Raw genomic sequence first — 13,350 nt, 5'->3', positions numbered from 1 at the left:
AAACGGCCCGTCCGGGTGGGACGACCGGTCTAGACGTCCACGCCGTGCGCGGCCAGCAGCTCGCGCAGCAGCGGGTGACCGTCGGCGAGCTCCCAGCGCTCGGCGACGAGGCCGACGGAGCGGGCGCCGTCGACGTTGGCCTGCTTGTCGTCGACGAAGAGCACCGTGTCGGCCGGCGCCCCGATCAGCGAGACGGCCTTCTCGAAGTACGCCGGGTCGGGCTTGGCCGTCCCGATGTCGCAGGAGTAGACCGCGACGTCGAAGAGGTCGTCGAAGCCCAGGGTCTCCCGCATGAAGCGGGCGCGGTGCCGCTCCTGGTTGGTGGCGAGGTGGACGCCGTACCCCTGGGCCCGGAGGCTGTCGATCATCGCCAGGGACTCCGGGTCCACGACGATCCCGCGCCACATGGCCGGGAACAGCTCGGCAGGGTCGACGTCGAGGTCGTGCCGGCCCGCGACCGTCGCGAACTCCGCGAAGAAGTCGATCTCACCGCGCAGCGCCGGGTCCTGGAGCTCCCCGACGTCGGCGAGGAACGCTCCGGTCACCCGCTCGGCGAACTTCCCGGACGACTCCTCCCACCGGCCGGGGTGCTGGACGACCTCGTCGGCGTCGAGCAGGACGTGCCGGATCACCGCGCCGGACCGGTCGAGCGGCGTCATCCGTCGGAGGTGACGCCGTGCGCCCGCACGAACGCGACGATCTGGTCGGCGAGCTCGGGTCGGCAGACGATCAGGTCGGGCAGGTAGACGTCGTCCTGGTTGTACTCCAGCGGGGTGCCGTCGATGCGTGAGGTGAAGAGGCCGGCGGCACGCGCCACGGCGACCGGAGCCGCGGAGTCCCACTCGTACTGACCGCCCGCGTGCACGTAGGCGTCGGTGATGTCCCGGGCCACCGAGATCACCTTGACCCCGGCGGAGCCCATCGGGACCAGCTCGGCGTCGATCTCCTTCGCCAGCGCGTGCACGAACTCCGGCGGACGGCTGCGCGACACGGCGATCCGCGGCCGGGTCGCCGTGCTCGGCGGCACGACCGGCGGCTCGCCGGTGTTGAAGGTCTCGCCCAGCGCGGGCAGCGCGACGGCGCCGGCGACCAGGTCGCCGCCCTGCCAGAGCGCGACGTGGACGGCCCAGTCGTCGCGGGGCACCTCGGAGAACTCGCGGGTCCCGTCGAGGGGGTCGACGATCCAGACCCGATCGGTCGTGAGCCGCGCCTTGTCGTCCTTGCCCTCCTCGGAGAGCACCGCGTCGACCGGCCGGTGCTCCGCAAGCAGCTCCATCAGCAGCTCGTGGGCGGCCCGGTCGCCGGCGTCCTTGAGCTCGCGGCCCTCGAGCCCCTCGCCGCGCACCTCGAGCAGCCGCTCCCCCGCGACGGTCGCCAACCAGGAGGCGAGCACGTGGTCGTCGGTGGCGGCGGCAGCGGGCGGGGTTCCGGGCGCGAAGCTCATGCGGTCACCCTAGCCAGCCGGGGTCCGCGTCGAGGATGCGGCGGGTGGCGCGGACCAGCGCCCGACGGTCGGAGTCGGACACCTCGGCCGTGAGGTTGCCGAGCCGGTCGGCGAACACGGCGGCAGCGGTCGTGACGAGCTCGAGCCCGGCGGGCGTGATCGAGACCTGCACGACGCGGCGGTCGGTCGCGCTCGGGGTGCGGAGGACGAGTCCCCGCTTCTCGGCCCGGTCGACCAGGCCGCTGGTGCTGGACTTGTCGAGGCCCAGGTGTCGGCCCAGCTCGTTCATCGTCGGCTCGCGGTCGCGCAGCACACCGAGCAGCCGGGCCTGCGCGACGGACAGGCCGTGCTCCCCCGCGAGCTCGGCGAGCGTGCCCTGGACGAGGAACGACAGCTGGACGAGGGCGTCGACGAGGTCGTCGTTCGGCGAGGGCACGACGACACCCTACTTGAATTAGTTCGTGTTACCAACTACTTTAGTTCGTGCCACGAACCATTCGCCGAGCCGAGGTGTCCCATGAACGTCAACGCAGCCGTCGTCAGCTCCTTCGACCACCCGCCGCGCTTCGCGCCCTTCGACCTGCCGGCGCCCTCGGGCCAGGACCAGGCCGTCGTCGAGGTCCTCGCCGCGGGCCTGCACCCGCGCGTGCGCAGCGCGGCGACCGGTCGTCACTACACCAGCGACGGCCGGCTGCCGCTGGTGCCTGGGATCGACGGCGTTGGCCGGCTCGCCGACGGGACCGCCGTCTACTTCGTCGCCGACGACGACGTGCCGGGGTCGATGTCCGAACGCGCCGTGGTCGACCTCCGGCGCACGGTGCCTCTCCCCGCGGGCGCCGACCTCGTCAAGGTCGCGGCCGCGATGAACCCCGCGATGTCGTCCTGGGTGGCGCTCCGGCGACGGGTCCCGCTCCAGCCCGGGCAGTCCGTGCTCGTCCTCGGCGCGACCGGCAACGCCGGTCGGATGGCGGTCCAGGTCGCCCAGCGGCTGGGTGCCGGTCGGGTGGTCGGAGCCGGACGCAACCCGGAGGTCCTCGCCACCTTGGCCGCCCTGGGCGCCGACGCCACCGTCGCACTCACCGACGATGCCGACGCCACCACCGCGGCGCTGGCGCAGGCGGCCGCCGAGGTCGACGTCGTCGTCGACTACCTGTGGGGCGAGCCGGCGGCCGCGACGATGATGGCGCTCCTGCGGGCGCGCTCGGATCGCAGCCGGGCGCTCGACTGGATCCAGATCGGCTCGGTGGCCGGCCCGACGATCGAGCTGCCGTCGGTGGCGCTGCGCTCCGCCAACCTGCGTCTCCAGGGCAACGGGCAGGGCGCCGTCTCGGCCCGTGCGTACGTCGCAGAGCTGCCGTCCCTGGTCGACGAGATCAGCTCCGGTGGGCTCGCGGTGACGGCGCGCACCGAGCCGCTGGTCGACGTCGAGCGGGTCTGGACCCGGCCGGACGAGCCCGGCGTACGCACCGTGCTGGTGCCGTGAGACCCCGAGCAGCCTAGGAGTTGAACTTCTGCTGGGTGCGCTCGAGACCCTCCGCGATGAGCACCTCGACCGCGTCGGCGGCGGTGTCGACCTGGAACGGCAGGATCTTCTTCTCGGCCGAGGAGTAGTTGGAGAGCACGAAGTCGGCCACGTCCTGCCGACCGGGCGGGCGGCCGATGCCGACGCGCACCCGGTGGAAGTCACCGGTGCCGAGCGAGGAGCGCATCGAGCGCAACCCGTTGTGGCCGTTGTCGCCGCCGCCGAGCTTGACCCGCATCGTGTCGAAGGCGATGTCGAGCTCGTCGTGGATCGCGACGATCCGCTCGGGCGGCACCTTGTAGAAGCCGGCGAGCTGCTTGACCGCCCCGCCCAGCTCGTTCATGTAGCCGCGCGCCTTCATCAGCACGACGCGCGGGGCGTCAGCCCCGGGCGCGCCCAGCCGACCCTCGACGACGTCGGCGCGACCGGACTTGTGCGCGCGGAACGGCGAGCCCATCCGGGTCGCCAGCTCCTCGACGACGAGGTAGCCGATGTTGTGCCGGTGCCCGGCATAGGTAGGGCCGGGATTCCCCAGCCCGACCACCAGCCACACGGGGGTGGTGGAGTCGGTCATGGAATCCCGGCCCTTCCTGCGAAAGAGGTGGATCACTCCGCGGCGGGAGCCTCGGTGCTCTCGTCGGCGCTGTCCTCGGCGCCGACCTCGTCGACGTCGTTGTCGGCCTCGTCGCGCTCGATGCCGGCCTCGGCCTCGGCCTCCTCGAGCTCGGCGTCCAGGGCCTCCTGCGAGACCTGCTCGGTGATGTTGACGATGAGGGTCTCCGGGTCGAGCAGCAGGGTGCTGCCCGAGGGGAGCTTCAGGTCGGAGGCGTGGATCTGGGTGCCGGCGACGGCGCCCTCGATGTCGACCTCGACGTACTCGGGGATGTGGGTGGCCTCGGCCTCGAGCGAGATGGTGGCGGTCTCGGTGACGACCAGGGTCTCGCGGGCGGCGTCGCCGTTCAGGTGCACGGGCACCTCGACGGTGACCTTCTCGCCCTTGACGACGGCGACGAAGTCGACGTGCTCGAGGTGCCGCTTGATCGGGTCGACCTGGACCTGCTTGGTCAGCGCGAGCTGGACCTTGCCGTCGATGTCGAGCTCGAGCAGGGCGTTCGCGCCGCCGTGCTTGAGCGCCATCATGGTGTCGTGACCCGGCAGGGTGACGTGGATGGGGTCGTTGCCGTGGCCGTAGATGACCGCGGGAACCTTGTCCTCGCGACGGATGCGGCGAGCCGCGCCCTTGCCGAACTCGGTGCGGGTCTCGGCCTTGATCTTCTCGCTCATGCGCTGCTCTCCTCGTACGTGCTGACTGTTCCTGAGTCCTGGGGCCTCGGCTCGGCAGATCGAGGGGGCGCATCCGGTGGACAGCCAGCCCTGTCGATCACGGAGAGCCGGGACTCTCCCTCGCCGAGGCAACCGCACAAGCCTACGGCGCCACGCGCCCAGGGAGAAATCCATAGAGTCGGGAGGGTGAGCCTCACCCTCGCCGAAGCCCGTGCCCGTGCCGCCCAGCTCTCCGAGGTCGCGTACGACGTCGCGCTCGACGTCACCGACCACGGCTCACCCACCTTCGGGTCCCGCACCACCGTGCGGTTCGGCACGTCCGGCCCGGAGACCTTCCTCGAGCTGGCGGACGCGCGCGACCTGAGCGTCGTCGTCGACGGCACGCCCGAGGAGCCGGCGTACGACGGACGACGGATCCAGCTCACCGGTCTTCCCACGGACCGGCCGGTCGAGGTCGTCGTCGACGCGCGGCTCCCCTACGTCACCGACGGCGACGGCATGCACCGCACGGTCGACCCGGCCGACGGCGAGACCTACGTGGCGGCGTACCTCGGCATGGACGTCGCCCAGAAGGTCTTCGCCTGCTTCGACCAGAACGACCTCAAGGCCCCGGTCACGACCTCGGTCGCTGCCGATCCTCGCTGGACCGTCCTCGCCAACGGCCGGCCGGTCGACGACTCCCCGGCCGACGGCCGCTGGCGGTTCGCCACGACGCCGCCGATCCCGGTGGCGCTGCTCATCGTCGCCGCCGGCCCGTGGGCGTCGAGGCGCTGGGAGCACGCCGGGCTGCCGTTCGGCTGGCACGCACGGGCCTCGCTGTCCGGCGAGCTCGAGCGCGACTTCGCGGAGCTGCGGCAGGTCACCGAGGACTGCTACGACCACTACGCGACGATGTTCGACGAGCCCTACGCGTTCGACTCCTACGACCAGGTCTTCGTGCCGGGCCTGAACTGGGGCGCCCAGGAGATGCCCGGCTGCGTCTCCTACCGCGACGAGCTGCTCCCCCGCGGCCAGGTGCCCGAGGACGTCCGCGTCTTCCGGGCCTCCGTGATCGCGCACGAGATGTCCCACATGTGGTTCGGCGACCTGATGACGATGACGTGGTGGGAGGACACCTGGCTGCAGGAGTCGTTCGCCGACTACATGGGCTACCGGGTGGCGGGCGACGCCGCAGGCTTCGGCGGTGCCCTCGTCGCGCACGAGATCGCCGGCAAGCCGGGGGCGTACGACGCGGACGCGCGGCGCTCGACCCACCCGGTGGCACCCGACCCCGAGGACCTGCCCGACGTCGACGCCGCGGCGACGATCTTCGACGCGATCTCCTACGCCAAGGGCAACTCGGTGCTCCGCCAGCTGGCGACCTGGCTCGGGGACGAGGTGTTCCTGGCCGGCGTCAACACGCACCTGACCCGGCACCGCTTCGCCAACGCCACCCTCGCCGACTTCGTCGACGCGCTCGACGAGGCGTCCGACCGCGACGTGCGCTCCTGGGTCGAGCAGTGGCTGCGCAGCACCGGCTTCGACACGATCCGGGTCGAGCGCGACGGCGACGTGCCCGTGCTGCACCGCGACGGGACCCGGGCGCACCGCGTCCGGGTGACGGCGTACGACGACGTGTGGACCGTCGTCGGCTCCGAGCTCGTCGACCTCGCCGACGACCCCGTGCCGCTGCCGGCGTACGCCGGTCGGGTCGTCGTCCCCAACGCGCACGGCGAGACCTTCGCCCGCATCGAGCTCGACGTGGTGTCGGCGGCCGCGGTCGACGCCGGCCTGTGCCGGATCGAGGACGACCTCGTGCGCGCGGTGCTCTGGACGATGCTCCTCGACCGCGTGCAGACCCGTGCGCTGACCGCGGACGACCTCGTCGACGTGCTCGAGCGGCACCTGCCCGGCGAGGGCAGCGCCACCATCGTCACGTCGATCCTGAACCGGACGCTCTCGCGGGTGCTGCCGCTGCGTGCGCCCGCAGCCGCCGTCGGCGACCTGCTCGAGCGGGTCGCCGCGACGTGCGGCACCGGCCTCCTGCACGCGACGTCGCCCGAGCTCGCGCTCGCCTTCGCGGACGGTGTCGCCGCCGGCAGCCACGACGTCGAGTCGCTCCGCGCCTGGGTCGACGCCGGCACCGTCGGCCAGCTCCCGCTCCCGCCGACCCTGCGCTGGCGCGTCGTACGACGGCTGGCCGAGCTCGGTGCGACGGACGCCGCGGCGATCGAGGAGGAGCGGGCGCGCGTGCCCGGCACCGAGGCCGAGGTCGGCGCGGCCGCCGCGCTGGCCAGCCTCCCGACCGCGTCGGCGAAGGCCACGGCGTGGTCGGTGGTCACCGACCCCGACGTCGACAACCGGACCTTCGGCGCCGCGATGGGCGGGCTGTGGTCGGCGGAGCAGGCCGACCTGGTCGCACCGTACGTCGAGCGCTACCTGGCCGAAGCGCCCGGCTGGGCCGCCCGCGGGCAGGCCTTCGCGCAGGTGGTCGGCCGGGCCCGGCCGACGTTCCTGCTCACCGACGCCCAGGTGGCGCTGCTCGACGGGGCGGTGGCCGGCGACCTGCCGACCGTGCTGCGCCGTCAGTGGGAGGACTGGCTCGACGACGTGCGCTGACGACCCCGCAGGGCCTCCCCACAATTGGGGAGGTCCCTGCAGGACCCGGCCCGACGTGCGGGCGGATCACCGACGCTCGGATCGGGAGCGGGACCACGGGGATCCCGCCCGACGGCTGGGGCCTGGTGATGACGAACGCGCGCAACCTGATGGTCGCTGCTGCCGCGGCGATCGTCGCGGCCGTGGCGGTCGGGGTCGTCGTCGGATCCGTCGTGGGCGATCCCACGTCGTCGTCACCGCGCGCCGGCACCACAGACGCCCCGGCCGGCTCTCCGCGCAGCAGCGCCGAGAGCCGGCCAGGGACCACCGAGCCCAGCACGGCGGCCACGACGGACGCGGCCGGTGTCGAGTCCGCCCCGGCCAGCCCCAGCCCCTCGAGCCCGGGGAGGTCCGAGTCGAAGCCGAGTCCCACCACCGGGCTGCCCGGGGTGTCGCACCAGTCCCACCAGCCGACCCAGCTGCCGTCCTGGGACGGCCTGTCGGCGGAGACGGCCACCGCCCGGGGGCGGCTCGTCGACGGCTACCCCAGCGGTCTCCTGCCGACCGCGCCCCGGGCGACCGTGCTCACGAGCAGCGTGTCGCCGTCCGGGGACCGGGTGCAGGTCACCCTGGTCGCCCGGCGCGGCCAGGCCCCGGACGCGCTGCTGCGCTTCTACCGCGGCCGGCTCTCCGGCGCGGGCTTCGCCGAGGACGACCCGGCGACGGTCGGGGGCGCCCGGGCCGCGTCGTTCCACCTCGGCGCCAACCGGGTGGTCGTGACGGTCGACCCCGGTGACGCCCGGACCTACTCCGTCCTCGCGACGTTCGACGTCAGCGGGGCCTGACGACGATGTACATCACGCTGAGCGACCGACCGACCCCGGTGGACGGCTCGTCGCCCGGTCGCCGCCGCAGCGTCGCGCCCGTGGTCGTCATGCTCGGCCTGGTCAGCCTGGTCACGGACATCTCGTCCGAGTCGGTCGCGGCGATCCTGCCGCTCTACCTGACGGGCGTCCTCGGGCTCTCGACGATCTCGTACGGCTTCATCGACGCGCTCTACCAGGGCGTGAGCGCGCTGGTGCGCATCGGCGGCGGCTGGGCGGCCGACCGCGGCGGCCACCCGAAGTGGGTGGCCTTCGTCGGCTACGGCCTGTCGGCCGTCGCTCGCGTGTTCCTGCTCTTCACCACCGGGCTGGCGGCGATCTCCGCCGTCATCTCGGCCGACCGCATCGGCAAGGGACTGCGCACCGCGCCCCGCGACGCGATGATCTCGGCGGCGACCCCGCCCGAGCGGCTCGGCACCGCCTTCGGCGTGCACCGCACCCTCGACACCATCGGCGCGACGATCGGCCCGCTGCTGGCGTTCCTGATCCTGTGGTGGATCCCCGACGGCTACCTGACGGTCATGGTGGTCTCGCTGGGGTTCGCCGTCCTGGGAGTCGCCCTGCTCGGGCTGCTGGTGCCGGACCGGCCCGGGCTCGAGCGGGCGCCGGAGGTCCGGGCCGCCCCGGTGCGCTGGCGCGACGTGCTGCAGCCGGGCCTGCTGCGGCTGCTGGTCGTCGCGGGCGCCCTGGGGCTCCTGACGGTCGGCGACGGCTTCCTCTACCTCGCCCTGCTCGACCGGGGCGGCTTCGCGGCCCACTGGTTCCCGCTGCTCTACGTCGGCACCAACATCGCCTACCTGTCGCTGGCCGTCCCGGTCGGACGGCTCGCGGACCGGGTGGGCAAGGCGCGGGTCTTCATCGGCGGCCACGTCGCCCTGCTCCTCTCGTACGTCGCGGTCGTGGCGAGCTGGGCACCCTCGGTCTCGGCGGTGGCCGCGCTGCTGCTGCTCGGCACGTTCTACGCGGCGACCGACGGCGTCATCGCGGCGCTCGCGGGCCGCCTCGTGCCCGAGTCGGTCCGCGCCAGCGGGATCGCCTCGGCCCAGACGGTCGTCGCCGTCGCCCGGATGCTGTCGTCGGCGGCCTTCGGCGTGCTCTGGTTCGCGGTCGGCCCGCGCGCGGCCCTGGTCGCCGTCGGCGTGGTCCTGCTGATCGCCCTGCCCGTGGCCGCCCACGCCACGCTCCGGCTCGACCGGACGGCGGCGGGCGCCCGATGAGCCAGCGGGCCCGGATCGTCGCCTTCGCCGCCGTGACCTTCGTCGTGGTGGCCACGACGACGGCGTACGCCGTCGGGGCGGCCACCAGCTATCGCGAGCGCCACGAGGCGTCCCCGAGCGTGGAGGTCGCCGACCCGGGCCCGGAGGCGGCCACCGGGCCCCGGATCGTCTTCCGGCACACCGGCGTCGACGGCGAGTACGGGCTGGTCGCCACGGTGCCGCTCGACGACCCGGGAGGCCCGCGGTCGTTCACCGACGTGGCGTGCGACCGCGTCGACGCGACGGCCACCGCGGCGTCCTGCCTGCGCATCGAGCGCGGAGTGGTCACGGCGTACTCGCTCACCGAGTACACCTCCGACTGGACGAAGCTCCAGCAGGTCGCCGTGCCCGGCATCCCCAGTCGCACCCGGCTGTCACCGGACGGGACCGAGGTGGCGACGACGACGTTCGTCTCCGGCCACACCTACATGCAGGTGGGCTTCTCGACGGCGACCGAGATCCGCGACGTCGGCGGCGACGGCCACGGCAACCTCGAGAAGTTCGACCTCGTGATCCACGGCAGGTCGGTCGAGCCCCGCGACCGGAACATCTGGGGTGTGACGTTCGCGGACGACGACACCTTCTACGCGACCGTCGGCACCGGCGGCGAGACCTACCTGGTCAAGGGCGACCTCGCGGCCCGCACGCTCACCTCGGTCGCCGACCACGTGGAGTGCCCGTCACTGTCGCCCGACGGCACCCGGATCGGCTTCAAGCAGCAGTCCGAGCGCGACGGCCGCACCTGGTGGACGCCGGCCGTGCTCGACCTCGCGACCGGGGACCGCACCGTGCTCGCCGGCGAGACGCGCAACGTCGACGACCAGGTGGAGTGGCTCGACGACGACACCCTGCTCTACGGCGTCCCTCGCGACGACGAGCCCGGCGTCAGCGACGTCTGGGAGCTCGACACCCGGCCGGCCGCGAAGCCCGCCCTGCTGATCGAGCAGGCGTCCTCGCCCGCCGTCGTCCGCTGACGCGTCGTCGGTCACCGCCGGGCCCCCCACGGACGTCATACGGCTGGAGCAAGCGGATGCTCCGTCCGTATGACGTCTGAGGTCGGCGTCGATCAGGCTGCGGCCGGGAGAGCACACCACCCTGGTCCGCAGCCAGCTGACGGGCAGCGACGAACCGATAGTCGTCGTACGCGACCTGTCGAGGCATCCGTGCAGCGTCGTCGGAACACGAGACCCGTGGAGCCGTCGGCGCGGAGGCCTGTGCAGGGATCGGTCGGAGACGCCAGCTGTGGACGAGTTCCGGCCCGCGGCGCCGGGCAGGACGTCATACAGCTGGAGCATCCGCTTGCTCCGTCCGTATGACGTCCGGCGTAGCCCGCTCAGACGGCGGCGGCGTGGTCGGGCGCCTGGGGCCCGCGGGCGAGCACGAACTCGCGCACCTCGGCCTCGCGGCTCATGTCGACGTAGCGCGGGGCCGCGGTCGTGGCCGCCTCGTCCCGCGTACGCCGAAGCAGGCGGTCGTAGACGCCGACGTACGCCGTGGACTGGGGCTTCCAGTCGAGGGCCAGCGACACCCGGCGCCAGGCCCGGCGCGCCAGGTCGACGCGCAGCTCGGGGTCGTCGAGCAGTCGCTCGACGGCGTCGGCGAAGGCCTGCACGTCGCCGGACGGGACGTAGAGGCACGAGTCGCCGCCCGAGACCCGGGTCTCGGTGAGGTCGAAGGACACCGACGGCAGGGCGTGGGCCATGTACTCCATCGTCTTGTTCATGGTGGAGACGTCGTTGAGCGGCGTCTTGCGATCGGGGCAGAGGCCGACGGAGGCGGCGCTGAGGTGCTCGGCGATCGCGGCCGGACCGGCGCGGCCCGTGAAGGTCACGACGTCGTCGAGCCCCAGGTCGTGGCACTGGCGCTGGAGGTCGGCCAGGCAGTCGCCGAAGCCGAGGAGCGTGGCCTCGACGTCGGTGCGGCCGCGCCGGTGCACCAGCTCGTCCATCACCTCGAGCACCATGTCGACGCCGTCCTGCGGACCCATGATCCCCAGGTAGACCAGCGAGTGCCGGGCTCCCGGCCCGGCCGGCGCGGACGGGTGGACCGGCCGCATGACCGTGGTGTCCGGGCCGCTCCGGACGACGGTCACGTCGCGCGGGTCGCGCTCGCCGCGCTCGATGGCGATGCGTCGGTAGGACTCGTTGGTGGAGATCACGTGGTCGGCGGTGGCGTAGGTCTGCCGCTCGAGCCACCGCAGCCCGGCCAGCTGGAGCTTGCCGCTGCGCCCCTCGGGCTCTCCGAAGCGCGACAGGAACAGCTCCGGGTTGAGGTCGTGCTGGTCGAAGACGAACCGCACGCCGCGGCGCTTCCAGTAGCGCGCCAGCGCCCAGTAGGTGTCCGGCGGGTTGCACGCCTGGAGCGCGTCGAACGGCTGGCGCCGCCAGGCGGTGCGCGAGAGCTTCGCCGTACGCAGCCACGAGTAGCCGAACTCGACCGCGTAGCCGAGGACGCCGGACGCCTGGGGCGCCGGACGGTACTTGTAGACGTGGATCCCGTCGATGACCTGGCGGGCCGGGTCCCCCGGCCCCTTGGGGCAGATCACGCTGACGTCGTACCCCGCGTCACGCAGGGCGAGGCACTCGAGCCAGACCCTCCGGTCGAGCGGGACCGGCAGGTTCTGGACGATCACGAGGACGTGGGTGCGCTCCGCCATGCGCCCACCCTCGGAGAGCCCGTGCGGACCCGGGCCGGAGCGGGCCCGGATTCCCCGATATGGGGGACCGGGCCGCTCCGGCGGGGTGGGGTCAGGGGCTGACGGTGGCCCCGTCGTCCCACGTGTTGCCGGACCAGACGTTGCCCGGCGCGGACCGGTCGAAGTCCATGATCGGCGCCCAGTAGCCGCACTTGCCGCCCCGGCCCCGCTCGAAGACGTTCGAGATGAACCGGATGTTGTTGACCCCGGAGCTGTACGGCTTGCCCTTCGACGACCCGCCGTAGGCGCAGGTGCCGCCCGTGCTGGCCACGAAGTAGTTGTCCTGGATCAGGTTGCGCTGCACGACGCCGAAGTCGCCGTACCCGGTGAGACCGGCGGAGCAGCCGGCGTCCGGCGGCACGTCGGGCGCATCGCAGGCGATCGTGTTGTGCACGATCGTCGAGTCCGAGCCCATCCGGATGCCGGACTCGTGGAAGGTGCCGGTCTCGTCCTTGAACTGCCCGTGGACGTAGGAGTCCCGGACCTCGCACTCGCGCCAGCAGTTGATCGAGCGGTTGCCACCGGTGACCTCCACCCGGAGGGCCTTGAAGCCGGAGGCGCCGATGCCGGTGCCGTCGCGGTCACCCACGCGCACCTCGCTGTCCTGGATCGTGAAGCCCTTGCCGGTCGAGCTCTCGTCGTTGGCGACGGTCCCGTTGATGACGGAGTTGCGGATCACGACGTTCGCAGCGTTGATGGTCAGGCTGCAGCCGACCGTCTTGCCGTCGATGACGGTGCCGTTGGCCGTGATGGTGCAGGGGCCCGTGTACGCCGTGAGCGTGGTGCCGGCGGGGACGCCGGTGTTGCTCGCGTCCGGGTGGCCGGTGGACGGCGTCGGGTCGGTGGTCGGCGTCGTGGTGGGCGTCYCGGWCGGGCTGGTCGGCTCGTCGGTCGGCGTCGTGGTCGGGTCGTCGGTCGGCGTCCCGGACGGGCTGGTCGGCTCGTCSGTSGGCGTCGTGGTCGGGTCGTCGGTCGGCGTCGTGGTCGGGTCGTCGGTCGGCGTACCGGACGGCGTCTCGGACGGGCCGCCCTCGTCGCCGGACGGCAGGAAGACCGGGTCCACGTAGTAGTTCGACCAGTGCCAGGACTGCTGCGGGACGTCGTCGCCATAGGTGTAGACGCCGCGCCACGCGGTCAGGTCCTGCGTGGTGACCGGCCGGGTCGGGCGCAGGTCGTACTCGTCGTCGGCGTACCGGCCGTCGGGGGCCGTGTACGAGACGACGTAGCGCTTGGCGGGATCGATGCTCACGGGGTGCTCGAAGGCCGCGGTCGTCCAGCCGCCGCGAACGCCGTCGGTGAAGCGGACGGAGCCCAGCAGGTCACCGGAGGGCGACCACAGCTGGCCGGTGTGCGGGCCGCGGTTCTCGGTGGATCGGTAGAACTGCACGCCGGTCACGGTCCCGGGAACCGTCGAGGAGAACTCGACGCCCACGGTGACCTCTCCGCGCTCCGGGTCGGCCGGCACGTCGGGCACGACGTCGTCGGCCCAGATGCTGTAGCCGGCCGGGGCCGCCGCGGCCGCGGGTGCCCTCAGCCTCGACGGCACCACGGCCGCCGCGACGCCTGCGACGAGCAGGGCGCAGCAGGTCACGGTGAGGACGACACGAGCGCGCTTGCCGAGGGTACGGCGGCGATGGATCTTGGATCTGGGCATGCCAGGGCTCCGTTCGTCGACGCCGGGAGGGTTC

The 13,350-nt window shown here is 73.0% G+C and carries 12 protein-coding genes; 5 read left to right on the top strand and 7 right to left on the bottom strand.

Annotated elements, in window-relative coordinates; all coding sequences use genetic code 11:
• Positions 1–29: 29 nt before the first annotated feature.
• From ASC77_RS11110 to ASC77_RS11100, 3 genes are read right to left on the bottom strand one after another with little or no spacing between them, the layout of a single operon-like run.
• On the bottom strand, positions 30–659 hold the full coding sequence (locus ASC77_RS11110) for an HAD-IA family hydrolase (RefSeq protein WP_056152233.1): 630 nt from the start codon (positions 657–659) through the stop codon (positions 30–32).
• On the bottom strand, positions 656–1,444 hold the full coding sequence (locus ASC77_RS11105; protein ID WP_056152230.1) for a 3'(2'),5'-bisphosphate nucleotidase CysQ: 789 nt from the start codon (positions 1,442–1,444) through the stop codon (positions 656–658). The genes ASC77_RS11110 and ASC77_RS11105 overlap by 4 nt, the downstream gene beginning before the upstream one ends.
• Positions 1,445–1,448: 4 nt before the next feature.
• On the bottom strand, positions 1,449–1,880 hold the full coding sequence (locus ASC77_RS11100; protein ID WP_056152228.1) for a MarR family winged helix-turn-helix transcriptional regulator: 432 nt from the start codon (positions 1,878–1,880) through the stop codon (positions 1,449–1,451).
• 81 nt (positions 1,881–1,961) lie between these two features.
• Here ASC77_RS11100 and ASC77_RS11095 point away from each other — a divergent pair, with 81 nt between their 5' ends.
• Positions 1,962–2,927 (top strand): quinone oxidoreductase family protein, encoded by a 966-nt coding sequence (locus ASC77_RS11095; RefSeq protein ID WP_056152225.1) that lies wholly within the window; start codon positions 1,962–1,964, stop codon positions 2,925–2,927.
• A gap of 13 nt (positions 2,928–2,940) precedes the next feature.
• Here the strand turns inward: ASC77_RS11095 and pth are convergent, their stop codons facing one another.
• Both pth and ASC77_RS11085 read right to left on the bottom strand, forming a co-directional pair.
• Positions 2,941–3,540, bottom strand: coding sequence for an aminoacyl-tRNA hydrolase (gene pth / locus ASC77_RS11090; protein ID WP_056152221.1), 600 nt, complete (start codon positions 3,538–3,540; stop codon positions 2,941–2,943).
• Between the two features lie 32 nt (positions 3,541–3,572).
• On the bottom strand, positions 3,573–4,250 hold the full coding sequence (locus tag ASC77_RS11085) for a 50S ribosomal protein L25/general stress protein Ctc (RefSeq protein ID WP_056152219.1): 678 nt from the start codon (positions 4,248–4,250) through the stop codon (positions 3,573–3,575).
• Positions 4,251–4,436: 186 nt separating this feature from the next.
• On the opposite strand from ASC77_RS11085, the gene pepN reads away from it, so the two are divergent.
• The 4 genes from pepN to ASC77_RS11065 all read left to right on the top strand — a co-directional run bounded on the left by pepN (position 4,437) and on the right by ASC77_RS11065 (position 9,941).
• Positions 4,437–6,848 (top strand): aminopeptidase N, encoded by a 2,412-nt coding sequence (pepN, locus tag ASC77_RS11080; protein WP_056152215.1) that lies wholly within the window; start codon positions 4,437–4,439, stop codon positions 6,846–6,848.
• A 128-nt stretch (positions 6,849–6,976) separates the two neighbouring features.
• Entirely contained in the window at positions 6,977–7,672 is a 696-nt protein-coding gene (locus tag ASC77_RS11075; RefSeq protein ID WP_056152212.1) for a hypothetical protein, read from the top strand.
• Between the two features lie 5 nt (positions 7,673–7,677).
• A complete protein-coding gene (locus ASC77_RS11070; RefSeq protein WP_082574634.1) occupies positions 7,678–8,928 on the top strand; it encodes an MFS transporter in 1,251 nt (416 codons plus the stop codon).
• Positions 8,925–9,941, top strand: a complete 1,017-nt coding sequence (locus tag ASC77_RS11065; protein WP_056152209.1) for a hypothetical protein — start codon at positions 8,925–8,927, stop codon at positions 9,939–9,941. Before ASC77_RS11070 ends, ASC77_RS11065 begins: the two co-directional genes overlap by 4 nt.
• Before the next feature lie 359 nt (positions 9,942–10,300).
• Here the strand turns inward: ASC77_RS11065 and ASC77_RS11060 are convergent, their stop codons facing one another.
• Together ASC77_RS11060 and ASC77_RS11055 are read right to left on the bottom strand one after the other, a co-directional pair.
• A complete protein-coding gene (locus ASC77_RS11060) occupies positions 10,301–11,623 on the bottom strand; it encodes a glycosyltransferase family 4 protein (protein ID WP_056152206.1) in 1,323 nt (440 codons plus the stop codon).
• Positions 11,624–11,714: 91 nt separating this feature from the next.
• A complete protein-coding gene (locus ASC77_RS11055) occupies positions 11,715–13,316 on the bottom strand; it encodes a DUF4082 domain-containing protein (RefSeq protein ID WP_056152203.1) in 1,602 nt (533 codons plus the stop codon).
• Between the last annotated feature and the right edge of the window lie 34 nt (positions 13,317–13,350).

It is taken from the genome of Nocardioides sp. Root1257 (genome assembly GCF_001425175.1).
GTDB lineage: Bacteria > Actinomycetota > Actinomycetes > Propionibacteriales > Nocardioidaceae > Nocardioides.
This window is presented reverse-complemented; position numbering and strand designations above follow the sequence as displayed.

Coding starts and splice junctions, on each gene's coding strand:
- pth (WP_056152221.1), bottom strand. CDS start 3,540: ATGACCGACTCCACCACCCCCGTGTGGCTGGTGGTCGGGCTGGGGAAT.
- ASC77_RS11110 (WP_056152233.1), bottom strand. CDS start 659: ATGACGCCGCTCGACCGGTCCGGCGCGGTGATCCGGCACGTCCTGCTC.
- ASC77_RS11085 (WP_056152219.1), bottom strand. CDS start 4,250: ATGAGCGAGAAGATCAAGGCCGAGACCCGCACCGAGTTCGGCAAGGGC.
- ASC77_RS11070 (WP_082574634.1), top strand. CDS start 7,678: ATGTACATCACGCTGAGCGACCGACCGACCCCGGTGGACGGCTCGTCG.
- ASC77_RS11060 (WP_056152206.1), bottom strand. CDS start 11,623: ATGGCGGAGCGCACCCACGTCCTCGTGATCGTCCAGAACCTGCCGGTC.
- ASC77_RS11075 (WP_056152212.1), top strand. CDS start 6,977: ATGACGAACGCGCGCAACCTGATGGTCGCTGCTGCCGCGGCGATCGTC.
- ASC77_RS11105 (WP_056152230.1), bottom strand. CDS start 1,444: ATGAGCTTCGCGCCCGGAACCCCGCCCGCTGCCGCCGCCACCGACGAC.
- ASC77_RS11065 (WP_056152209.1), top strand. CDS start 8,925: ATGAGCCAGCGGGCCCGGATCGTCGCCTTCGCCGCCGTGACCTTCGTC.
- ASC77_RS11095 (WP_056152225.1), top strand. CDS start 1,962: ATGAACGTCAACGCAGCCGTCGTCAGCTCCTTCGACCACCCGCCGCGC.